Origin of the sequence: Halomonas smyrnensis AAD6 (assembly GCF_000265245.1) — a bacterium.
Lineage (GTDB): Bacteria > Pseudomonadota > Gammaproteobacteria > Pseudomonadales > Halomonadaceae > Halomonas > Halomonas smyrnensis.
Genome location: NZ_AJKS02000011.1, coordinates 1 through 22,037, shown reverse-complemented (window position 1 = coordinate 22,037; position 22,037 = coordinate 1). Strand labels below are relative to the sequence as shown.

Annotated in this window: 21 protein-coding genes; 9 read left to right on the top strand and 12 right to left on the bottom strand. The window is 67.7% G+C overall.

Going from position 1 to position 22,037, the window contains the following annotated elements; genetic code table 11:
• Nucleotides 1-122: 122 nt before the first annotated feature.
• The 7 genes from UYS_RS18995 to UYS_RS0212035 form a co-directional block, all read right to left on the bottom strand.
• Nucleotides 123-248 carry a hypothetical protein gene (locus tag UYS_RS18995; RefSeq protein ID WP_272943090.1) on the bottom strand — a complete coding sequence of 42 codons (126 nt, stop codon included), beginning with the start codon at nucleotides 246-248 and terminating at the stop codon, nucleotides 123-125.
• Between the two features lie 125 nt (nucleotides 249-373).
• On the bottom strand, nucleotides 374-682 hold the full coding sequence (locus tag UYS_RS0212080) for a hypothetical protein (protein WP_156821617.1): 309 nt from the start codon (nucleotides 680-682) through the stop codon (nucleotides 374-376).
• A 179-nt stretch (nucleotides 683-861) separates the two neighbouring features.
• Nucleotides 862-1,263 carry a heme-binding protein gene (locus UYS_RS0212075; RefSeq protein ID WP_016855774.1) on the bottom strand — a complete coding sequence of 134 codons (402 nt, stop codon included), beginning with the start codon at nucleotides 1,261-1,263 and terminating at the stop codon, nucleotides 862-864.
• A gap of 472 nt (nucleotides 1,264-1,735) precedes the next feature.
• On the bottom strand, nucleotides 1,736-2,977 hold the full coding sequence (glcF, locus tag UYS_RS0212050) for a glycolate oxidase subunit GlcF (RefSeq protein ID WP_016855770.1): 1,242 nt from the start codon (nucleotides 2,975-2,977) through the stop codon (nucleotides 1,736-1,738).
• A 1-nt stretch (nucleotide 2,978) separates the two neighbouring features.
• The gene (glcE, locus tag UYS_RS0212045; RefSeq protein ID WP_016855769.1) at nucleotides 2,979-4,064 is read right to left on the bottom strand and encodes a glycolate oxidase subunit GlcE; all 1,086 of its coding nucleotides are present in this window, start codon (nucleotides 4,062-4,064) and stop codon (nucleotides 2,979-2,981) included.
• Nucleotides 4,065-4,073: 9 nt separating this feature from the next.
• Nucleotides 4,074-5,573 (bottom strand): glycolate oxidase subunit GlcD, encoded by a 1,500-nt coding sequence (glcD, locus tag UYS_RS0212040; RefSeq protein ID WP_016855768.1) that lies wholly within the window; start codon nucleotides 5,571-5,573, stop codon nucleotides 4,074-4,076.
• 373 nt (nucleotides 5,574-5,946) lie between these two features.
• Nucleotides 5,947-7,647, bottom strand: a complete 1,701-nt coding sequence (locus UYS_RS0212035; RefSeq protein ID WP_016855767.1) for an L-lactate permease — start codon at nucleotides 7,645-7,647, stop codon at nucleotides 5,947-5,949.
• 317 nt (nucleotides 7,648-7,964) lie between these two features.
• On the opposite strand from UYS_RS0212035, the gene UYS_RS0212030 reads away from it, so the two are divergent.
• Together UYS_RS0212030 and UYS_RS0212025 are read left to right on the top strand one after the other, a co-directional pair.
• Nucleotides 7,965-8,672: a glutathione S-transferase family protein gene (locus tag UYS_RS0212030; RefSeq protein ID WP_016855766.1), complete on the top strand. Its 708-nt coding sequence runs from the start codon at nucleotides 7,965-7,967 to the stop codon at nucleotides 8,670-8,672.
• Nucleotides 8,673-8,840: 168 nt separating this feature from the next.
• A complete protein-coding gene (locus tag UYS_RS0212025) occupies nucleotides 8,841-9,191 on the top strand; it encodes a phasin family protein (RefSeq protein WP_016855765.1) in 351 nt (116 codons plus the stop codon).
• 154 nt (nucleotides 9,192-9,345) lie between these two features.
• On the opposite strand, the gene UYS_RS0212020 is transcribed toward UYS_RS0212025, so the two are convergent.
• The gene (locus UYS_RS0212020; protein WP_016855764.1) at nucleotides 9,346-9,969 is read right to left on the bottom strand and encodes a phosphoribosyltransferase; all 624 of its coding nucleotides are present in this window, start codon (nucleotides 9,967-9,969) and stop codon (nucleotides 9,346-9,348) included.
• A gap of 203 nt (nucleotides 9,970-10,172) precedes the next feature.
• Between UYS_RS0212020 and UYS_RS0212015 the strand changes: the two genes are divergently transcribed.
• Complete coding sequence (locus UYS_RS0212015) at nucleotides 10,173-11,600, top strand: uracil-xanthine permease family protein (protein ID WP_016855763.1); 1,428 nt, start codon at nucleotides 10,173-10,175, stop codon at nucleotides 11,598-11,600.
• A gap of 87 nt (nucleotides 11,601-11,687) precedes the next feature.
• Here UYS_RS0212015 and uraD read toward each other — a convergent pair whose 3' ends face one another.
• A complete protein-coding gene (gene uraD, locus UYS_RS0212010) occupies nucleotides 11,688-12,212 on the bottom strand; it encodes a 2-oxo-4-hydroxy-4-carboxy-5-ureidoimidazoline decarboxylase (RefSeq protein WP_016855762.1) in 525 nt (174 codons plus the stop codon).
• 220 nt (nucleotides 12,213-12,432) lie between these two features.
• On the opposite strand from uraD, the gene uraH reads away from it, so the two are divergent.
• From uraH to UYS_RS0211995, 3 genes are all read left to right on the top strand, one after another.
• Nucleotides 12,433-12,786 (top strand): hydroxyisourate hydrolase, encoded by a 354-nt coding sequence (uraH, locus tag UYS_RS0212005; RefSeq protein WP_016855761.1) that lies wholly within the window; start codon nucleotides 12,433-12,435, stop codon nucleotides 12,784-12,786.
• Between the two features lie 64 nt (nucleotides 12,787-12,850).
• Nucleotides 12,851-14,110, top strand: a complete 1,260-nt coding sequence (locus UYS_RS0212000; RefSeq protein ID WP_016855760.1) for a urate hydroxylase PuuD — start codon at nucleotides 12,851-12,853, stop codon at nucleotides 14,108-14,110.
• Nucleotides 14,111-14,223: 113 nt separating this feature from the next.
• On the top strand, nucleotides 14,224-14,964 hold the full coding sequence (locus UYS_RS0211995) for a GntR family transcriptional regulator (protein WP_016855759.1): 741 nt from the start codon (nucleotides 14,224-14,226) through the stop codon (nucleotides 14,962-14,964).
• 102 nt (nucleotides 14,965-15,066) lie between these two features.
• On the opposite strand, the gene UYS_RS0211990 is transcribed toward UYS_RS0211995, so the two are convergent.
• From UYS_RS0211990 to UYS_RS0211980, 3 genes are all read right to left on the bottom strand, one after another.
• The gene (locus tag UYS_RS0211990) at nucleotides 15,067-16,527 is read right to left on the bottom strand and encodes an NCS1 family nucleobase:cation symporter-1 (protein WP_016855758.1); all 1,461 of its coding nucleotides are present in this window, start codon (nucleotides 16,525-16,527) and stop codon (nucleotides 15,067-15,069) included.
• Between the two features lie 87 nt (nucleotides 16,528-16,614).
• Nucleotides 16,615-17,970 (bottom strand): NCS1 family transporter, encoded by a 1,356-nt coding sequence (locus UYS_RS0211985; RefSeq protein ID WP_016855757.1) that lies wholly within the window; start codon nucleotides 17,968-17,970, stop codon nucleotides 16,615-16,617.
• 83 nt (nucleotides 17,971-18,053) lie between these two features.
• Nucleotides 18,054-18,815: an aspartate/glutamate racemase family protein gene (locus tag UYS_RS0211980; protein ID WP_016855756.1), complete on the bottom strand. Its 762-nt coding sequence runs from the start codon at nucleotides 18,813-18,815 to the stop codon at nucleotides 18,054-18,056.
• A 626-nt stretch (nucleotides 18,816-19,441) separates the two neighbouring features.
• Between UYS_RS0211980 and puuE the strand changes: the two genes are divergently transcribed.
• The 3 genes from puuE to UYS_RS0211965 all read left to right on the top strand — a co-directional run bounded on the left by puuE (nucleotide 19,442) and on the right by UYS_RS0211965 (nucleotide 21,822).
• Entirely contained in the window at nucleotides 19,442-20,368 is a 927-nt protein-coding gene (gene puuE / locus UYS_RS0211975) for an allantoinase PuuE (protein ID WP_016855754.1), read from the top strand.
• Nucleotides 20,369-20,433: 65 nt separating this feature from the next.
• Nucleotides 20,434-20,922 carry an ureidoglycolate lyase gene (locus UYS_RS0211970; protein ID WP_016855753.1) on the top strand — a complete coding sequence of 163 codons (489 nt, stop codon included), beginning with the start codon at nucleotides 20,434-20,436 and terminating at the stop codon, nucleotides 20,920-20,922.
• 51 nt (nucleotides 20,923-20,973) lie between these two features.
• Nucleotides 20,974-21,822 carry a bifunctional allantoicase/(S)-ureidoglycine aminohydrolase gene (locus UYS_RS0211965; RefSeq protein WP_016855752.1) on the top strand — a complete coding sequence of 283 codons (849 nt, stop codon included), beginning with the start codon at nucleotides 20,974-20,976 and terminating at the stop codon, nucleotides 21,820-21,822.
• Nucleotides 21,823-22,037 lie beyond the last annotated feature (215 nt).

Sequence of the window (22,037 nt, the reverse complement as noted above, 5' to 3'; positions counted from 1 at the left end):
TGCCATGGCGGAAAGGCTGGGTTCACGGCGTCAATATGAGCACTCAACACAACGGTCCCCCAGGAGCTGTCCATCACGCGAAGATCAGCACCGGGGGGAGTCGCCTATGAGTCGTGGACGGATCAGGGAAGGCGGCGCAGCTCTCCGTTCAACGCCTTGATGATGGTATAGCACATCAGCGTCATCACCACCGAGAAGGAGGCGCGGTGGCCGTGACGCCGGCCTGGCGCGCCTCTGCGCGACGCCAAGCGGGCCTTCGTGGCCTGGATGATGGCCAGCTGAACCTGTTCGGGCCCGGTGCCGCCCCGGAAATGAAAAACCCCGGCCGTGGCCGGGGTTTGGGGGCATTCGCCTTCCCTGGTCAGCGCGACCCTCAGTCCTCGGGGTCGTTGGCAGAATCCACGCCGCCTTCGGTCGTCATGTCGTCGTCGACGCTGCCCTCGGTATGAGTGTCGGCCTCCTGCGAGGGATCGTTGGCGCTATCCGTGCCCCCCTCTTCAACGATGGCTTCGTCGCTCATGGCGCCGTCGTGACCTTCCATGGTGCCTTGCTCCACGTCATTGGCGCTGTCGACGCCGTTGTCGGGAGCCATCTCATGTTCCTCGTGATGCGCCGCCAGAGCGGAGCCTGAGAGCATCATCAGTGCGCTAAGGGTGATGGCAGCAGTCGCGTTACGTTTCATGGTGCACCTCTCGTCCTTTATGGGCGTGGTAGGCATCCGTGCGTTTCATCGAATGCTATACAAAACCTATTCAAAAAATGGTTAATGCGCAAGGCTCGTGTGGAAAAACTTCGGCGTCGGAGCGTCGGAACTTCGGCATGGCCGGGGTTCCAGGGACGATGCAGAGGGCGTGCGGCGGGTCAGGACAGGGCGGCCACAGCGGCCTTGGCGACCTGCACGTCCTGGTCGGGCTTGACGCCGGAGATGCCGACGCTACCGGCGACCTGGCCGTCGACGAGCACCGGCACGCCGCCGGCCAGCAGCGCCTGCATCGGCGCGGTGACGAAGGCGGTGCGGCCGTTGTTGATCATGTCCTCGAAGGCCTGGGTTTCCTTGCGGCCGATGGCGGCGTTGCGCGCCTTCTCGGTGGCGACGCCGGCGCTGAAGGGCGGTGCGCCGTCCATGCGGCGCAGGCCGAGCAGATGGCCGCCGTCGTCGGCCACGGCGATGGTCACGGCCCAGCCGTTGGCCTCGGCTTCCTTCTGGCCCGCGTCGAGCAGGGCGTTGACGTCGTCAAGGGTCAGTACAGCTTTGGTTTGCATGGTAATTTCCTCTTCTCGATGACTGCTTGCAAGTGAGACTCGCCGAATCGCGCCGATCACGCCAGCGCCTCGTCCACGATCTCGATCCAGTGCCGTACCGGCGTTCTGCCGGCACCGTTCAGATGTGTCTGGCAGCTGAAGGAATGAGCGCGCGTCACGATCACGCCAGCGCCTCGTCCACGATCTCGATCCAGTGCCGTACCGGCGTTCTGCCGGCACCGTTCAGATGGGTCTGGCAGCTGAAGGATTGAGCGCGCGTCACGATCACGCCAGCGCCTCGTCCACGATCTCGATCCAGTGCCGTACCGGCGTTCTGCCGGCACCGTTCAGGTGGGTCTGGCAGTTGAAGGAATGAGCGCGCGTCACGATCACGCCAGCGCCTCGTCCACGATTTCGATCCAGTGCCGTACCGGCGTTCTGCCGGCACCGTTCAGATGTGTCTGGCAGCTGAAGGAATGAGCGCGCGTCACGATCACGCCAGCGCCTCGTCCACGATTTCGATCCAGTGCCGTACCGGCGTTCTGCCGGCGCCGTTCAGGTGGGTCTGGCAACCGATGTTGGCGGTCACGATCACCTCCGGATCGCCGGCCTCCAGGGCGTCGAGCTTGTTGTCGCGCAGTTCGGTGGCGAGCTCGGGCTGGGTCACCGAGTAGGTGCCGGCCGAGCCGCAGCACAGGTGCGCGTCCTGCACCGGGGTCAGCGAGAAGCCGAGCCTGGCCAGCACGGTATCGACGCTGCCGCCGAGCTTCTGGGCGTGCTGCAGGGTGCAGGGGCAATGGAAGGCCAGGCGCTTGTGCTCGCGCAGCGTCAGCGGCTCCAGGTCCTCGTCGCGCAGGATCTCCACCAGGTCCTTGGCCAGGGCGCTGATGCGCGCGGCCTTGTCGGCGTAGTCCGGGTCGTCGGCCAGCACCTCGCCGTATTCCTTGACCATGGCGCCGCAGCCGCTGGCGGTCTGCACGATGGCTTCCACCCCGGCCTCGCCCTCCTTGTCGATATGGGGCCACCAGGCGTCGATGTTGGCGCGCATCCGCGCGCGGCCGGCGTCCTGGGCGTTGAGGTGGTAGTCGATGGCGCCGCAGCAGCCGGCCTCCGGCGCCGGGGTCAGGCCGATGCCGAGGCGGTCGAGCACCCGGGCGGTGGCGGCGTTGGTGTTGGGCGAGAGCCCCGGCTGCACGCAGCCCTCGAGGATCAGCATCTGGCGCTCGTGGCGGCGGCCCTCGGGGCGGCTGCCGGCATCCACCGGCGCCGGCGGCATCTTGTCGCGCAGCGTGCCGGGCACCAGCGGGCGGAAGGTCTGGCCGAGCTTGAGCAGCGCCTGGAAGCGGGCCGGCTCGACCAGCGCCTTGCGCAGGCCGAAGCGCAGGGCGCGCTCGGCGGCGGGCCGCGGCGCCCGGCGCTCGATCTCGGCGCGGCCGATGTCGAGCAGCTTGTGGTATTCCACGCCGGACGGGCAGGTGGTCTCGCAGTTGCGGCAGGTCAGGCAGCGGTCCAGGTGCAGCCGGGTCTCCTCGGTGACGACGTCGTCCTCGGGGTTCTCCAGCATCTGCTTCATCAGGTAGATGCGTCCGCGGGGGCCGTCGCGCTCGTCGCCCAGCAGCTGGTAGGTCGGGCAGGTGGCGTTGCAGAAGCCGCAGTGCACGCAGGTGCGCAGCACCCGCTCGGCCTCGCGGATGTGCGGCTGTTCGAGATCCTGTTCGGTGAAGTGCGTCTGCATGTCAGAGCTCCGCGTAGAGTCGGCCCGGATTGAAGATGCCCTTCGGGTCCAGCTCGGCCTTGAGGCGGCGGTGGTACTTGAACATCACCTCGGGCAGCGGGGTGAAGGGCTCGGCGGCGCCCGGCGTCAGGCAGGTGGCGTGTCCGCCGGCGGCGGCGCAGGCCTCGCGCAGGGCCTCGGCGGGCAGCTCGGTCCTGAGCCAGCGCTGGGCGCCGGCCCAGTCGTGGAGCATGGCCTGCTCGTCGAGGCCGTCGGCCTCGAGCCGGGCGCGCTGGGGCAGCGAGATGCGCCACAGCGGGCGCTCGTCATCGCCGGCGAAGAGCGGCAAGCGCTGCTCGCGCAGGTCGTCCCAGAAGCCGGGATCGAGGTCCTCGCCGCCGAGGCGCTCTCGGGTGGCGGCCACCGAGCCCGGGCCGCCTTCGAGGCGCAGGTGCAGGCCGCCGTCCTGCCAGGCGGCGGCGGTCAGCGGCAGCGGGTGGCGGCCCCATTCGGCGAGGCGTTCGCGGGCCTCGTCGAGCGGCATCTCGAGGCGCAGCCCGTGGCGGGCGGAGGGGCGCGGCAGCACCTTGAGCGTGACCTCGGTGAGCAGCCCCAGGCCGCCCTGGGCGCCGACCATCAGCCGTGACAGGTCGTAGCCGGCGACGTTCTTCATCACCTCGCCGCCGAAGCGCTGTTCTTCGCCGGTGTGGGTGATCACCCGGGCGCCGAGCACGAAGTCGCGCACGGCGCCGGCCCAGGGGCGGCGCGGGCCGGAGAGCCCGGCGGCGACCGTGCCGCCGACGGTGGCGGCGTCGCCGAAGTGGGGCGGCTCGAAGGGCAGCATCTGGCCGTTCTCGGCCAGCGCCGCTTCCAGCTGGGCCAGCGGCGTGCCGGCGCGCACCGAGACGATCAGCTCCACCGGGTCGTAGCCGGTGATGCCGCGATGCTCGTGGGTGGAGAGCGTCTCGCCCTCCACGGGCCGACCATAGAAGGCCTTGGTGTCACCGCCGACGATGCGCAGCGCCGTGCCCGCGGCGTTGGCCTGGCGGACGCGCTCGCCCAGCTCGGTGCTGATGTCCCGGTCCTGCCGGGATGTGGATGTGGCCATGATCATTCCTCAAAAACGGGGCAGCTCGGGGTGCGGCAGCTCGCCGCCGTGCACGTGCATGGCGCCGAACTCGGCGCAGCGCGCCAGGGTCGGGATGTTCTTGCCCGGGTTGAGCAGGCCCTCGGGGTCGAAGGCCGCCTTCACCGCGTGGAAGGTGGTCAGCTCGTCGCTGCCGAACTGGGCGCACATCTGGTTGATCTTCTCGCGGCCCACGCCGTGCTCGCCGGTGATCGAGCCGCCGGCTTCCACGCACAGTTCGAGGATCTTGCCGCCCAGCGCCTCGGCCTGCTCGAGCTCGCCCTCGCGGTTGGCATCGAACAGGATCAGCGGGTGCATGTTGCCGTCGCCGGCGTGGAAGACGTTGGCGACCTTCAGCCCGTAGGCCTCGGACAGGTCGGCGATGCCCTGCAGCACGCGGGGCAGCTCGCGGCGCGGGATGGTGCCGTCCATGCAGTAGTAGTCCGGCGACATGCGGCCCACCGCGGGGAAGGCGTTCTTGCGCCCGGCCCAGAAGCGCGCGCGCTCGGCCTCGTCGCGGGCCTGCTGGATGTCGGTGGCGCCGGCCTTCTCGAGCACCTCGCGGACCCGCTCGACGTCGTCGTCGACGTCGGCCTCCACGCCGTCCAGCTCGCACAGCAGGATGGCCTCGGCCTCGACCGGATAGCCGGCGTGGATGAAGTCCTCGGCGGCGCGGATCGCCAGGTTGTCCATCATCTCCAGCCCGCCGGGAATGATGCCGGCGGCGATGATGTCGCCCACGGCGCGGCCGGCCTTGCCCACGTCGTCGAAGCTGGCCATCAGCACCTTGGTGGTCTCGGGCTTGGGCAGCAGCTTGACGGTGATCTCGGTCACCACGCCGAGCATGCCCTCCGAGCCGTTGAACAGCGCCAGCAGGTCGAAGCCCGGGGCGTCCAGCGCCTCGCTGCCGAGGGTCATGCGCTCGCCCTCGATGGTGATGATCTCGACCTTCATCACGTTGTGCACGGTCAGGCCATACTTGAGGCAGTGCACGCCGCCGGCGTTCTCCGCCACGTTGCCGCCGATCGAGCAGGCGATCTGGGAGGAGGGGTCCGGCGCGTAGTAGAGGCCATAGGGCGCGGCGGCCTCGGAGATGGCCAGGTTGCGCACGCCGGGCTGGACGCGGGCGATGCGGGCATCCGGGTCGACCTCGAGGATCCTGCTGAAGCGCGACATCACCAGCAGCACGCCCTGCTCCAGCGGCAGGGCGCCGCCGGAGAGGCCGGTGCCGGCGCCGCGGGTGACCACCGGCACGCCCAGTGCCCGGCAGCCCTTGAGCAGCGCCTCGACCTGATCGAGGGTCTCCGGCAGGGCCACCAGCATGGGCATGACGCGGTAGGCGGCCAGGCCGTCGCATTCGAAGGGATGCAGGTCTTCCTCGCGATGGAGCAGCGTCAGGCCGGGGACGGCCTGCTGCAGGCTGGCGAGCACCTCCGCCTTGTCCCGGCGGGGCAGCTCGCCATCGAGTCGTGCGTCGTAGTGGATATTCATGACGGCTCCGGCGGATGAGGCAGCGATGGCATGATAGCGATCAGAACACGCCTCGTGCGTTTACAGAAATATTTTCCATACCATTCCCTGTTCACGCTCAGGGGACCGCGAGCGCGCGTGGCCGCGAGGGCGCCAAGGAATGCCTGATAGCAGAACGATACGACCCCGGGGGCGCGGGTGGCTACGCTGGGTCATTGGTCATACCAATTGGCGCCAGCGGTGGAGTCGCAGGTTTCCGCCAATGTTCATGGACAATCAAGGGCTTAGTGAAAGGCGCCTGTCGGTTGCCCGGCCAGGCGCCCGAGGCTCGTTAGACTAATGAACGAGCCGTTCCGGTGACCGCCCGCGGCATGGGCCGCGGGCGATCGCCGGCTCAGCCGAGGGCCAGCAGCGGGTCGGCGATGCTCCACGCCTGGATGGCGATCAGGCCGATCAGGCCCGCGGCCAGGACGTAGTAGATCGTCGGCAGGATGGTCTTGCGGATGGTGATCCCCTCGCGGCCGAGCAGGCCCACGGTGGCCGAGGCGGCGACCACGTTATGGATGGCGATCATGTTGCCGGCGGCGGCGCCGACGGCCTGCAGGGCCACCATCATGGCGGTGGAAACGCCGAGCTGCTGGGCCACGTTGAACTGGAAGTCCGACAGCATCAGGTTGGACACGGTGTTGGAGCCGGCGATGAAGGCCCCCAGCGCGCCCACGGCGGGGGCGAACAGCGGATAGATGCCGCCGACGCCGTCGGCCACCAGGCTCGCCATGGCCACCGGCATCGAGACCAGATCGGCGGTGTTGACGCCGGAGTTGATCAGGATGCGCACCATGGGAATGGTGAACACCAGCACGAAACCGGCACCGGCCAGGGTCCGGGTGGACTCGCCGAAGGCGGCGCGCAGCTCGCCGAGGCGCATGCGATGCAGCAGCGCGGTGAGCAGCACGACCGCCACCAGGATGCCGCCGGGCAGGTAGAGCGGCTGGATGCTGCCGGACACGCCGGCTTCGCCGAGGATGTTGCTCCAGCCGAGGCTGACCGAGGTCAGCGCGTCCTTCAGCGGGTCGATGGTGCGCGAGGCGACCAGCAGCACGGCCAGCAGCACGTAGGGCAGCCAGCCCATGGCGGTGGAGATGGGCGTCTTGCCGACCACCTCGTCGGTCTTGATGACCAGCTTGCCGATCCAGTGGTCGGGCCAGGCGTTGGATTCCGGGAAGTCCCAGCTCTCCTTGGGAATCAGGAAACCGCGGCGGGCGGCCGGCACGACGATGGCCAGGCCGACCATGGCACCGATCATCGACGGGAACTCCGGCCCTAGCAGCACGCCGGCCAGCGCATAGGGCACCACGAAGCTGATGCCGGCGAACAGCGCGAAGGGTGCGATGGCCAGGCCTTCCTTCCAGGAGCGGTTGGCGCCGAAGAAGCGCACCATCACGGCGACCATCAGCAGCGGCATGAACATGCCGACCAGGGCGTGGATGATCGCGACCTGGCCGGCCACCAGGTGGAAGTATTCGAGCCAGCTGGCGCCGCCGGCCTCCAGGGTCGCGCTGATGCCGCTCTTGTCCAGGCCGCCCGAGACGCCGACCACGATCGGCGTGCCCACGGCACCGAAGGAGACCGGGGTGGACTGGATCATCATGCCGACGACCACGGCCGCCAGCGCCGGGAAGCCGAGCGCCACCATCAGCGGGGCGGCCACCGCGGCCGGCGTGCCGAAGCCCGAGGCGCCCTCGATGAAGCAGCCGAACAGCCAGGCGACGATGATGGCCTGGACGCGACGGTCCGGGCTGATGCCCGAGAAGCCGTTGCGGATGGCGGTGATGCCGCCGGAATGCTTGAGCGTGTTGAGCAGCAGGATGGCGCCGAAGATGATCCACAGGATCGCCACCGTCAGCATCAGGCCCTGCAGGGTCGAGGCCAGCACCCGGGTGGCGGTCATGTTCCAGGCGAACAGGGCGATGACGGCGGTCACGGCGAAGACGATCGGCATGGCGACCCGTGCCGCCATGCGCAGACCGATCAGCAGGATCCCCGCCAGCAGCAGGGGAGTGAAGGCCAGTAGCGCCAGTAGTGATTCGTGCATGGATGAGGTCCCTCATCGATGATGGTGTTGTTGTAGGCCGCGCGAGGGCGACGATCCGCGGAACCTTACGACCGGCGGCACGGATTGACCATCCAGGGTAAATTGGTATTACCATAGGTTCGGGAGCGAGAAACTCGTGCTGGTTTCACGAAAGCTTTTTTTGATCAATGGGTTAACGCTCAGAGGGATGAAGGCGAACGACCGTTGGACGGCGCGATGCTTCGACCAATAGACAACGGCCGACGAGTCGCCCGCGGCGTGCGGGAAGGGCGTCGGCCTGTCATCATCGGGCTTTACCCCAGCGACAAGGAGTTGGTATGACACGCGAGCTCTATGATCTGTGCGGCATCGACGAACGGCTGCGGTTCTCGCCCTATTGCTGGCGCGCCCGGTACGCCCTGGCCCATAAAGGGCTCGATGTCCAGACGCGGCCCTGGCGATTCAGCGAAAAGGAGGCCCTGGCGTTCTCGGGTCAGGGGCAGGTGCCGGTGCTGGTCGATGGCGATGAGGTCGTCCATGACAGCTATGAGATCATGCGTTATCTGGATCGCGCCTATCCCGAGTCGCCGTTGCTCGGTGAGGGAGCGGCCGAGGCCCGTGCCCGCTTCTTCAAGCACTACGCCGAGCGTTCCCTGGCGCCGGCGATCCTTCGCACCGTCGTCATGGACCTGTTCAACGCCATTCACCCCGATGATCGCGCCTACTTCCGCGAGACCCGCGAGGCACGTCTGGGATGCAGCTTCGAGGAGTTCCACTCACCGGCCAAGGGGCTCTCGCAGCTCGACACCGCCCTGGCGCCGCTGCGCGGGCGCCTGGAAGAAGCCGACTTCCTGGACGGCGATGCCCCGGGGGGCGCCGACTATCTGGTGTTCGGCTTCTTCATGTGGGCGCACTGCGTCTCCAGCGCCGATCTGGTCTCCAACGCCGACCCGGTCTATGCCTGGCGCGAGCGCATGCTCGACCTGTACGACGGGCTGGGCCGCGAGGCGCTGCGAGTCACCGATATCGAGGGCGCCTATCGCTGAGGGAGAGAGCCGAGCGTGGCCCGCTCGGGTGCCGCCCGGCAAGCAAGGCCCGATGGGCAAGGCGCGACGAGGATGAAAAACGCCTATGTTGCAGTGCACAAAATCGCCTGCTATGTTGCAGTGCAACACGGGCCTTCGCCCGCTGTTCATCCCAATCGGAGGTGGAGCATGACCCAGGCAGCGACCGCCAAGACCGGCGAACAGTTCGACACCCTCTTCATGACCCCGATGCGCGCCTATGGCGCCCTCAACCTCGAGACCGCCGAGAAGCTGGTGGCGACCCAGTTCGGCATCGCCGAATCGTTCTCCGAGGCGACGCTGGCCCAGGCCCGCGACTGGCTGTCGGTGAAGAGCGCCGAGGACGTCCAGAAGACGCTGGAAGGGCAGCAGCAGGCCATGCAGTCGCTCGGCGACCGACTGAAGTCCGACGCCGAGACCCTGTTGAGCCTGGGTCAGGACTACGCCCAGAAGAGCCAGAAGCTGGCCGAGCAGCAGTTCAAGGCGCTCGGCTCGCAGTAACCGATCATTCGCGGCTTTCGGCCGGCCTCGATGCCTGTCGGACGCCGGTCGAACCAGTAGGCCCTGCCGGGCCGTTGGGGCCATCGCCATGCGATGGCCCTTTTTCGTGCCCGAACGCTTTGTGTTTGAAGCGGTGGGCGGGCCGGGCAAAGGCTCAGCCGTGCTCGGTGCCGAGCAGGCGCACGACCTCGTCGTCGCTGATCTGGCCGAAATCGGCGAAGAACCGGCCGACGGCGCCGAAGCTGGCCGGGGCCTCCAGGCAGATCACCTCGTCGGCCAGCGCCTCCAGTCGGGCCACGGTCTCGGGCGGGGCGGCGCCCAGGGCGGCGATCAGCCGCGCCGGGTGGCGGTGCTTCAGGGTCTCCAGCGCCATGGCCATGGTGGCGCCGGTGGCGCTGCCGTCGTCGACCACCACCACCACGCGCCCCGCCGGATCGATGGGCGCGCGCACCGGGGTGTAGCGTCGCCGGCGGTCGGCCAGCCGCGCCTGCTGGGCCTCGATCTCGCTGGCGATCTGCCGCTCGTCGTAGTGGGCGGCCGCCGGCTCCAGCCTCACGCGTTCTTCTTCTCCCACCGCGCCGATGGCGTACTCCGGTTGGCCCGGCGCGCCGAGCTTGCGTACCAGCACCACGTCCAGATCGCCCTCCAGCGCATCGGCGATCAGCCGCCCCATGGGCACGCCGCCACGGGGGATGGCGAGGACCAGGGGGCGTTGTTGCCTCAGGGGCGCGAGCCGATGGGCCAGCTGTTCGGCGGCATCCCGACGGTCACGAAACATGGCGGCCTCCGCTATCGCCTGCATGGCTCGAGTCTAGTTCAGTCGACGGGCATTCGCGGCCAAGGTCTGGTTGATTGTATACAGTTTTAGTAGCTATGGTATTTCTCGATACCGATCAATGTGTATCCATATGCCGGGAGCCAACCTGCCGGCGCGACGCTGACGGCTGAACGCACAACAACACCACACCGAAGGCCGAGACCATGCAGAGCAATGCCAACAACACCTCGCTATTCGACTTCCACGGCAGGCCGCGCCTGCTCAAGGCGCTGCCGATCTCCCTGCAGCACGTGCTGGCGATGATCGCCGGCGTCATCACCCCACCGATCATCATCGCCGGCGTGGTTGGCGCCACCCCGGCGGAGAAGCTGCAGCTGATCCAGATCGCGGTGCTGGCCTCCGGGGTCTGCACCCTGTTCCACCTCTACGGGGTGTGGAAGTTCGGCGCCCGGCTGCCGGCGATCTTCGGCGTGGGCTTCGCCTACGTGCCGACGCTGATCGCCGTGGGCGGCCAGTTCGGCATCGAGGGCATCCTCGGCGCCCAGCTGATCGGCGGCATCACCATGATGGTGGTGGGCTACTTCATCCAGTACATCCGCCACCTCTTCCCGCCGGTGGTGGCGGGCACCGTGGTGCTGGTGATCGGGCTGTCGCTGTACGACATCGCCATCCGCTACATCGCCGGCAGCGGCAACGTCGACGCACCGCAGTTCGGCGAGCTGAAGAACTGGGGCGTGGGCGCGCTGACCCTGGTGACGGTGCTGCTGGCCTCCCAGTTCGGCCGCGGCGTGGTCAAGCTGTCGGCGATCATCGTCGGCCTCCTGGTCGGTTACCTGGTCGCACTGCCGCTGGGCATGGTCGACTTCGGCCCGGTGGAAACCGCCGCCTGGATCGCCGTGCCGACGCCGATGCCGTTCGAGATGGAGTTCCACTCCGCTGCCATCGTCTCGCTGGTGGTGATCTGCGTGATCAACTCGGTGCAGACCATCGGCGACCTCTCGGCGACCAGCGTGGCCGGCATGAATCGCGAGCTGAAGACCCGGGAGCTGACCGGCGGCCTGCTCGGCAACGGCCTGACCACCGCCGCCAGCGCCTTCTTCGGCGCCCTGCCGACCTCCACCTTCAGCCAGAACGTGGGCATCGTGGCCATGACCAGGGTGATCAGCCGAGTCGTGCTGGCCATCGCCGGCGCCTTCATGCTGCTGGCCGGCTTCAGTCCCAAGTTCGGTGCCCTGATGACCACCATCCCCTACCCGGTGCTGGGCGGCGCCACCATCACGGTGTTCGGGATGATCACCATGACCGGCATCCAGCTGCTGACCAAGGACGAGATGTCGGCCCGCAACATGACCATCGTCGGGCTCGCCCTGGCGCTGAGCCTGGGCATCGCCGCGGTGCCTTCGGCCATCGCCGAGTTCCCGCAGACCCTGCAGAACGTGATCGGCGGGGCGCCGATCGTGGTCGCGGCGATCACCGCCTTCGTGCTCAACCTGGTACTGCCGCGCACCACCCTGGCCGACGAGGCCCGGGAGCGCGAGGCCATCGCCGAGGCGGATGCCGCCGCCGAGCAGGCCGCCCGTGGCGAGCCCCGGGTGGACGGCGGGCGCGTCGCCTCCGGCGCCCGCGACTGACGTTTTCACGCATCCGCCGGCACGAGAAAGGCGCCGCCGGGGTTCCGGCGGCGCCTTCTCGTTGAAGCGGGTGGCAGCGGCGGGCGCTCAGCCCACCCGCGCCTCCAGGCGGAAGGCGGCGATGCGGTTGATCTGCTCGATGGCGGTGCGGCGCTCCTCGTCGAGGTCGTGCTCGAGGCGCGTCTCGAAGGCGGCCAGGATGGCGTGGCGGTCGCTGCCCTTGACCGCCATCACGAAGGGAAAGCCGAAGCGCTGCTTGTAGGCGGCGTTCAGGCGCTCGAAGCGGGCCATCTCCTCGGGCGTGCACTGGTCGAGCCCGGCGCCGGCCTGCTCGCGGGTGGAGTCGTCGGTGAGATCACCGGCGATGGCGGCCTTGCCGGCCAGGTCCGGGTGGGCGCGGATCACCTCGAGCTGGCGCTCCGGCTCCGCCTCGTTCAGCACTCGGCCCATGGCCGCGGCGAGGCCCGCGGGGGTGTCCTGTTCGGCGCCGAGGCCGCGCTGCCAGGCCAGCTCGGCCACCCAGGGTGAATGCTCGTAGATATCGCCGAACTGTGCGACGAAGGCGGCACGGTCCAGCTGGCTCGGGCGCGGGGAAAGCGTCTTGTGGTTCATGCTCGGGTCTCCGTGAGGGACGTCGATGTGGGTCGTCTCAGGGTAGCGACAAAACTGTATACAATAAAGTGTTTGAAATGTACGCTATCCAAGGCTAGAACTGTTGGTAGATGTGATGCCCTCGCCATGGGGCGTCATCACAAGATACGCCGGCCGGATCGGCGTTCGGTATTGGTCCGGAACGGCGACGCGGCACACGACAACACGCGAGGAGACGACGATGGGTTATCTCACCACCCACGTGCTGGATACCTCCCTCGGCCTGCCGGGCGAGGGCATCCGCATCGAGATCTACCGCCTGACGGACGGCGAGCGCCAGCGGCTCGGCGAGGTGGTGACCAACGACGACGGCCGCTGCGACGCGCCGCTGCTGGAGGGCGAGGCCTTCGTCAGCGGCGAGTACGAGCTGCTCTTCCATGCCGGCGAGTACCTGGACCGCCGCGGCGTGGCCGCGGACGGGCCGCGCTTCCTCGATGCGATCCCGCTGCGCTTCGGCGTCGCCGATGCCTCGCAGCACTATCACGTGCCGCTGTTGCTGTCGCCGTACGGCTATTCCACGTATAGGGGTAGCTAGGAAACCCGCCTCGCACCCTCTCCGACCTCAACAACAATCGCACCATTCCAACGAGGCCTGACCGATGGAAGCCTACTTTCTGGACTTCGCCAACCTCCTGCTGAGGTGGCTGCACGTGATCGCCGCCGTGGCCTGGATCGGCGAGTCGATCTACTTCGTGATGCTCGACAACAGCCTGCGCCCGCCCAAGGCGGCGGAGGATCAGCAGAAGGGCGTGTTCGGTGAGATGTGGGCCGTGCACGGTGGCGGCTTCTATCACAACCAGAAGTACGCCAGCGCGCCGGCCAAGCTGCCGGCGGACCTGCACTGGTCGTTCTGGAAGGCCTACACCACCTGGCTGTCGGGCTTCGGGCTGTTCGTGCTGCTGTACATGGCCAATCCGGGCTTCTATCTGGTCAATCCGGGCAGCAGCTGGGAATGGGCCGCCAACCTGACCGGCTGGCAGGCCAACCTCGTGGCGCTGGCGTTCCTGCTCGGTGGCTGGGTGGTGTACAACGAGATGTGCAAGCGCATCAGCCCCAACATGGAGCGCGACGGCCTCCTGAGCCTCGGCGTGGCGGTGCTGATGGTGGTGGTCGCCTACCTGAGCAGCCAGATCTTCGCCGGCCGCGCGGCCTTCCTGCTCACCGGCGCGGTGATGGCCACCGCCATGTCGGCCAACGTGTTCTTCTGGATCATCCCCGGCCAGCGCCGCATGGTGAAGGCGATGAAGGCCGGCGAGACGCCCAACCCGCTCGACGGCAAGCGCGGCAAGCAGCGCTCGGTGCACAACACCTACTTCACGCTGCCGGTGGTGCTGCTGATGCTCAGCAACCACTACTCCTTCACCTACACCCATGAGCTGTCCTGGGTGATCATGTCGCTGTTCATCTTCGCCGGCGCCCTGATCCGCCAGTTCTTCGTGCTGATGCACGCCGGCCAGACCAGGCCCGCCTATCCCGCGGCCGGGGTGGCGCTGATCCTGGTGGCGGTGTGGATCGGTGCGCCGAGCGGTGCCGGCAATGCCGCGCCGATGGCCGGTGAGACGAGTGTCGAGACCGATGGCCAGGCCGTCGCCGCCGAGGACGCCACCGTCGCGTCCGGCGGCCCCGTGGACGAGATCCACGGCATCATGGAGCGGCGCTGTGCGTCCTGCCACGCCCAGCAACCCACCCACGAGGCCTTCACGGCGCCGCCCGCCGGTGTGGCCCTGGAGACCCGGGAGCAGCTGCTGCGCCAGGCCGATCAGGTCAAGCAGGTGGTGGCGAGCGGCTACATGCCGCTGGGCAACCTGACCCAGATGACCGACGAGGAACGGGCCAGCATCGCCGCCTGGACGCCCTGAACCCCGACCTCTCGCGGGACCGACCGCCGCCCGTCGCCGACGGGCGGCGGTCGTCTCGTTGGGGAAAAAGCGTATACAATGTTCGTCATGAGTCGTCAGGAGGTGAGCAGTCCATGAGTCAGCGCCAGGTCGATGCCGAGCGCAAGCCGGCCTCGGGGAGCGGGCGTCCCGGCAAGAACGGCGATGGCGCCGAGCGCCACGAGGCGATCCATCGCTCGATCAGCGATGCGATCATCGAGCACCGCCTCAAGCCGGGGGCGCGGCTGCGCGAGGACGCCCTGTCGGAGGTGTTCGGCATCAGCCGCACCGGCATCCGCAAGATCCTGCAGCGCCTGGCCCTGGAACAGCTGGTGACGCTCACCCCGAGGCGCGGCGCCAGCGTGACCCGGCCCACCGCCGAGGAGGCCAAGGACGTCTTCGACGCACGGCAGATGGTCGAATGCGGCCTGATGCCGGAGGTCGCCCGGCGCATCACCGCCGCCGACCTGGAGCGGCTGCGCGACATGGAGCGCCGCGAGCGCCAGGCGCTCAAGGCCGGCGAGCAGAGCTCCGCGATCAAGCTCTCCGCCGCCTTCCACGGCGAGCTGGCGCGACTCTCCGGCAACGACACCCTGGCGGCCTTCGTCGAGCAGCTGTGCTCGCGCTCCTCGCTGATCCTCGCCGTCTACGGCAACGCCGGCCATCTGGGCTGCGAGTCCCACGACCACGACGGCCTGCTGCGCCATCTCGAGGGTGGCGACGGCGAACGCGCCCGCGCCTTCATGAGTCGCCACCTCAAGGCCATCGAGGCCTCGCTGTCGATCCACGAGCCCGAGGACGAGTCCCCGGACCTCTACGAGATCTTCTCCGGCTGAGTCACCCGTACCGACGCCCTCGAAGCAACGCGCCCCGGTGCCCGGATGTCATCCAGGGCCCGGGGCGCTTGAGTCTTACGGCGGCGATCGGGTCGCCGCTGATCAGGCGGGCTGAGCGGCCGGCAGGCGCTGACTGCGCATCAGCAGGAAGTAGAAGCCGCCGCCGAGCCCGGCGCCGACCAGCCAGGCGTAGCCGCCCAGGGCCTCCAGCGCCGGCAGCCACACCGAGGCGATCGAGAACAGCGCGGCCAGGGCGAAGGCGGCGATGGCACGCTTGTTCCAGCCCTTCACGTAGTGATAGGCGCCGTCCGGGGCGCTGGAGAACATGTCCTGCAGGTCCAGGCGCTGGCGCTTCACCACGTAGTAGTCGACCACGATGATGCCGTAGAAGGGCGCGACGACGGCCCCCAGGGCGTTGACGAAGCCGGCGACGCCGATATCGCTGATCACGGACACCCACAGCGCGCCGACGAAGAAGGCGATGATGGCGGTGATCAGGCCGCCGAGGCGGAAGCTGATCTTGCTCGGGAACAGGTTGGCCAGGTCATAGGCCGGCGGAATGAAGTTGGCGACCAGGTTGATGCCCACGGTGGCGGCGAAGAAGGTCAGGGCGGCGACGATGGTCAGCGGCAGCGAGTCGACCCGCTCGATGATGTCCGAGGGGTTGGTCAGCGTCTCGCCGAACAGCACCAGGGTGCCGGCGGTGATGATCAGGGCGATGAACGAGAAGAAGGCCGCGTTGAGCGGCAGGCCCACCAGGTTGCCGAGCTTCATCTCGCGCTCGCTCTTCACGAAGCGGGTGAAATCGCCGAAGTTGATCACCACCGCGGCGAAGTAGGCGATCATGGTGCCGGTGATGGCCAGGAAGGCGCCGATCGCGCTGCCGTGATAGTCGCTCTGGCCCACGAAGATGGTGCCGACCGCGGGCAGCAGCTCGTCGCCGGCCTTGACCCAGACGACGATCATCAGTGCCACCATCACCACGTAGACCAGCGGCCCGGCCCAGTTGAGGAAGTGCTTGATGCGCTCGATGCCGGCCCAGAACATCGCCATCTGGAAGGCCCACACGATCACGAACGACAGCCAGCCCAGCGCCGACATGCCGAGCAGGGTGCCGCCCGGATCGCCGAACAGCGACGTCAGCAGCAGCTTCATGGCGGTGGAGGCGAAGTAGGTCTGCACCCCGTACCAGAAGATGCCGATCACGGCGCGCAGCATGGCCGGCAGGTTGGCGCCGTGCACGCCCATGCTGGCGCGGATCATCACCGGGAAGGGCACGCCGTACTTGACGCTCGGCTTGCCGGTCAGGTTGACCAGGCCCATCACCACCACGCCGGCGAGGATGATCGCCGCCATCACCGCCCAGCCGTTGAGCCCGTAGGAGATGAACAGCGAGGCCGCCAGGGTGTAGCCGAACAGGCTCTGGATATCGTTCGACCAGACATTGAAGATCTCGAACCAGCCCCAGTTGCGATCACGCTTCTTGATCGGGGCCAGGTCGTCGTTGTAGAGGCGCGGATCGATGCGCCGGATTTCCAGCTCTTTGTCGCTCAGGTCCGTCATGGGATGGCCTTGGTGTCTTTATTATGAAAAACGGCCCGCCCCGAAGGGAGGGCCGCGTTTCCCGGGCGTGCCGCCCGGGCGCGAGGATCAGTCGCGGAAGCGCTGGCAGGGACCCCAGTGCTTCATCAGCAGGAAGTAGGTCAGCCCGGCGGGAATCAGGCTGGCGTACCAGGACACGGTGGAGACGCTGAAGGCCGCGATCACGCCCACCGCGGTGGCGATCAGCGCCGCATAGTTGATGCCGCGGTAGGGGCCCTGGGCGTCGTAGAGCTTGCCGAGATCCAGGGTGCGGCGGCGGATCAGGTAGTAGTCGACCACCAGCACCGTAAAGATCGGACCGAGGAAGGCGGAGTAGGTCTGCACGAAGATCTGCAGGCCGGTGGCGGACTCGTCCTTGACCAGCTCCCAGGGGAAGGTGGCGAAGGCCAGCAGGCCGACGATCACGGTGGCGGTGCGATACTTCAGCTTGAAGGCGTCCATCAGCACGTAGGTCGGCGGCACCACGTTGTTGAGCACGTTGGTGGTGACCTGGGCGAAGGCGATGAACAGCAGGGTGGTCATCAGCAGCGGCGTGTTGTCCACGGCGTTGGCGAACACCTGGATGGGATCGGCGACGCCGGTGGCCTCGGAGACCATGTAGCCGATCAGGCCCATGAACAGGGTGCAGGGCAGGATCGACATGGCGTAGAGGGTGGTCAGCAGGCCCGGGCCGCTGCCTTCCTTGTGCTCGCGGGAGTAGTCGCTGACGTTGAGCATCATGGTGCTGTAGATGCCCAAAAACAGCATGGTGGCGCCCCAGAAGGGCAGGCCCCAGGAGCCATCCATGGTCAGCATGCTGGCCGAGAGCTCGTCGCCGTAGCGCTGCACGGTGCTATAGAACATGTAGACCAGCGAGGCCAGGATGAAGCCGCTGCCGATGTTCTCCAGCCACTTGATGCCCTGGAAGCCCAGCACCGAGAGGCCGATCTGCAGGAACTGGAAGGCGACGAAGAAGAAGATCAGGTTGTCGAAGCCGAACAGGGTCGCCGAGACCATGTTCAGGGCGCCGGCACCGATCCAGCTCTGGAAGCCGTACCAGACGATGGCCGGCACGGCCCGTACCAGACCCGGCAGGCGGGTGCCGGAGAAGCCGAAGGCGCTGCGCGCCTGGACCATGAAGGGAATGCCGTACTTGTAGCCGGCGGCGCCGTTCAGCGCCAGGGCGATGCCGATCACGAAGCAGCCGATGGCGATCGCGAGCGTCGCCTGGAGCAGGTTCAGCGTGCCGACCACGCTCGAGCCCATGGTGAAGGTGCCGATCGAGACGCAGCCGCCGAACCAGGCCAGCAGATAGGAGCCGCGGCCCATGATGCGGGTCTGCTGCGGGGCCAGCGACTCGTGGCCGGCCCCCTTGGTGTGATGGGCGGAATCGTCCGCGTGGGAGCGTGAAGTCGAGAGGCTCATGGTGGGATCCTCGCTAAGGGTGCCGTGATTGTGGTTATTGTCCGCCCTGGGCGGTGGTGGGCGCCGTCAGCCGGCGCCGGGGCTCAGCGTGCCTCGTCGCTGCCCGACGCGCCCTGGTCCGAGAAGTGGGCGTAGCGGCCGATGAAGGGCTTGGGCCGCGGGAAGGCCAGATCGCCATGCTTGCTGGTGCCAAGCCCCAGGCCGACCAGCGCCTCGGTCAGCTTGACCGCCGCGGTCACGCCCTCGACCACCGGCAGGCCCACGGCCTCGGAGATCTCGTCGGTGAGATCGGCCATGCCGCCGCAGCCCAGCACCAGGGCGCCGATGCCGTCCTCGTCGCGGGCGCGGCGGCCCTCCTCGATGATCCGCGCCAGCGCCGCATCGCCGTCGTCCTCCAGGTCGAGCACCGGGATCTCGGCGGCGCGGACCCGGCGGCAGTGGTGGCCGAAGCCATACTGCTCGAGCAGGTGCTCGGCGATGATGCCGGTGCGGCCCAGGGTGGTGACCACCGAGAAGCGGGTGCTGATCAGGGTGGCCATGTGGAAGGCCGCCTCGGCGATGCCGATGACCGGGGCCCGGGTCAGCTCGCGGGCGGCCAGCAGGCCGGGGTCGCCGAAGCAGGCGATGATGTAGGCGTCCACGCCATCGCGCTCGCCCGCCGCGACTTCCTCGAGCACGCCCGTGGCGCTGATCGCCTCGTCGAAGTGGCTCTCGATGGAGACCGGGCCATGGGCCGGCTGGGTGGCGCTGATGAGGGTGCCGGGGGAGGCGATGGCCTGGGCGGCGTTGCCGATGGTCTCGGTCATGCCGCGGGTGGTGTTGGGGTTGATGACGCGAATCTGCATGGGATCTCCGACGATGATTGTCTTTGTGAACAAGGGAGATTTTCTTTGTACACAAAATAGTCCCTATACCCGTCGGAAATCAAGGCGCATCCGGCGCCGGTGGAGTGCTTTATTCCCGTTGGTAAACAGTGGCTTGAGAATACTCCAGGAATTTTTTATGGCGACAATAGCTGTATACATTTAATGGAGCTCAAGCCTTCTGATGATCGGGCGTTCATCGAGGCCATCACCCGTCGGGCTTGGTGCCCTGCGCCGTCCGGACGCCATCGCTGACCCGTCAGTGGGTGAGGGCGGTGCTTCTGGAGCGCCGTATGGAGAGCCGCGTGAGAGTCCGGGCGAGAACCGGGAGGGGATTGGCAATTCGGATGTTTTTGTATACAAAGTAGAGGGTGAGCCGCAAGGGCTGGCCGAAGGCGGTCGCCATGGGCGTCGCGGTTGTCATCTCGGATGCCGAAGCGAGCGTCGGGCTGCGCCGAGGACGGCGCAGGCTCCTTGCAAGCAAGGTGAGCACACCATAGAATTTAATTGTATACATTTATTGTTCATCATGGCGCTCCGAGGCATGAGGGCCGTCGGCGACGACGGCGATCTACAACAACCCCCTACAACAACATGGAGGCGTCGCCATGACCGCGACACGCGACTATCCCCGTGACCTGATCGGCTACGGCCGCACTCCGCCCGAAGCCAAATGGCCCGGCAAGGCGCGCATCGCCGTGCAGTTCGTCCTCAATTACGAGGAGGGCGGCGAGAACTGCGTGCTTCACGGCGACGAGGGCTCCGAGCAGTTCCTCTCCGAGATCATCGGCGCCGATGCCTACCCGGACCGCCACCTGAGCATGGAGTCGATCTACGAGTACGGCTCCCGGGCCGGCGTATGGCGCATCCTGCGCGAGTTCGAGCGCCGCGGCCTGCCGCTGACGGTGTTCGGCGTGGCCATGGCGCTGGAGCGCCACCCCGAGGTGGCCCACGCCTTTAAGGAGCTGGGCCACGAGATCGCCTGCCACGGCTATCGCTGGATCCACTACCAGAACGTGCCGGAGAGCGTCGAGCGCGAGCACATGCGCCGCGCCATAGAGATCTTCCAGTCGCTCTACGGCGAGAAGCCGCTGGGCTGGTACACCGGCCGTGACAGCCCCAATACCCGGCGCCTGGTGCTCGACGAGGGCAGCTTCCTCTACGACAGCGACTACTACGGCGATGATCTGCCGTTCTGGACCCGCGAGGCCGACAGCCAGGGCCGCGAGCACAGCCATCTGGTGGTGCCCTACACCCTGGACACCAACGACATGCGCTTCGCCGCGCCGCAGGGCTTCAACACCGCGGACCACTTCTTCACCTATCTGCGCGACGCCTTCGACGTGCTCTATGCCGAGGGCGAGGACACGCCGAAGATGCTGTCGGTGGGCATGCACTGCCGGCTGCTCGGCCGCCCCGGTCGCTTCCGCGCTTTGCAGCGATTCCTCGACCACATCGAGGCCCACGACCGCGTCTGGGTCACCCGCCGGGTGGATATCGCCCGGCACTGGGCCGAGCATCACCCGGCCAACTGAGCCATCCGATGCGGGGCGAATGGCATCACGCTCGCCCCGATCCGCATGTCAGCAGGAGACCCCGCATGCTCGAACTCGAAGCCCGTCCCCTGACGCCCGAGGCCTTCGCCCCGTTCGGCGAGGTGATCGACACCCGGACGTCCGACTACTTCCCCATCAACGCCGGCCGCACCCGCCGCTATCACGACCTCGCGAGGGTCGAGACGCTGGGCGAGCAGGCGCGCACATTGATCAGCATCTTCGTCAGCCAGCCCGTCACGGTGCCGCTGGAGCTCGCCTTCCTGGAGCGCCATCCCCAGGGCAGCCAGGCCTTCATGCCGCTGCACGAGGAGCGCTTTCTCGTGGTCGTCGCCCCGCCCGGCGAGGCCATCGACCCCGCCGAAGTGCGCGCCTTCGTCACCGACGGCCGCCAGGGCGTCAACTACGCGGCCGGCACCTGGCACGCCATCCAGTCGGTGCTGGAGCGCGAGGGCGAGTTCCTGGTGGTCGACCGGGGCGGCGAGGGCAACAACTGCGACGAGCACCCCATCGACATCCGCGTGACCCTGCCGTAAGGCCGGCGCGCCGATCCCGGGACAAGACACCAGATCACAAGAGGACCTCTCATGAGCCAGCGCCAGCACTCGCATCAGTACTATGCCCCCCAGGGCGGCCATCCGGGCCAGAAGGTGATGACCACCGACCGGGCCATGTTCACCGAGGCCTTCGCGGTGATTCCCAAGGGCGTCTATCGCGACATCGTCGCCAGCAAGCTGCCCCACTGGGGCAACACTCGCCTGTGGGTGCTGTCGCGTCCGCTGTCCGGCTTCGCCGAGACCTTCTCCCAGTACATCATGGAGGTCTCGCCCGGCGGCGGCAGCGAGCGCCCCGAGACCGACCCGGGTGCCGAGGGCGTGCTGTTCGTGGTCGAAGGCGAGATGACCCTGACCCTGGCCGGCGAGCCGCACCGCATGGAGCCGGGCGGCTATGCCTTCATCCCGCCGGGCACCGACTGGCAGCTGCGCAACGAGTCCGATGCCCCGGTGCGCTTCCACTGGATCCGCAAGGCCTACGAATTCGTCGACGGCATCGAGGTGCCGGAGCCCTTCGTCACCAACGAGAACGACATCGAGCCGTCGGTGATGCCGGACTGCAACGAGGTGTGGGCCACCACGCGCTTCGTCGACCAGGACGACCTGCGCCACGACATGCACGTCAACATCGTCAGCTTCCAGCCCGGCGGCGTGATCCCGTTCGACGAGACCCACGTCATGGAGCACGGCCTCTACGTGCTCGAGGGCAAGGCGGTCTATCACCTGAACCAGCAGTGGGTCGAGGTCGAGGCCGGCGACTACATGTGGCTGCGCGCCTTCTGCCCGCAGGCCTGCTATGCGGGCGGCCCGGGGCCCTTCCGCTACCTGCTCTACAAGGACGTGAACCGACATATGGCGCTGCCGTACAGCAAGCGCCGCTGAGCCCACGATCGGCCCGGCACGCCACGGCATGACGACACCCGCCTTCTGGCGGGTGTCGTCGTCCGGGGCCTCGTGCCGCTCGCGATCCGGTCATCGATGCCATCGCCTGCATCGGGCCTGCGGCCGTTATCGGGGTCGGTGATCCGGCACGGTCGTTGTCAACAATCCTTCTGTCTTGTTTGTTTTTACCTTTTTGAAATTAAAGGCATTTTTTT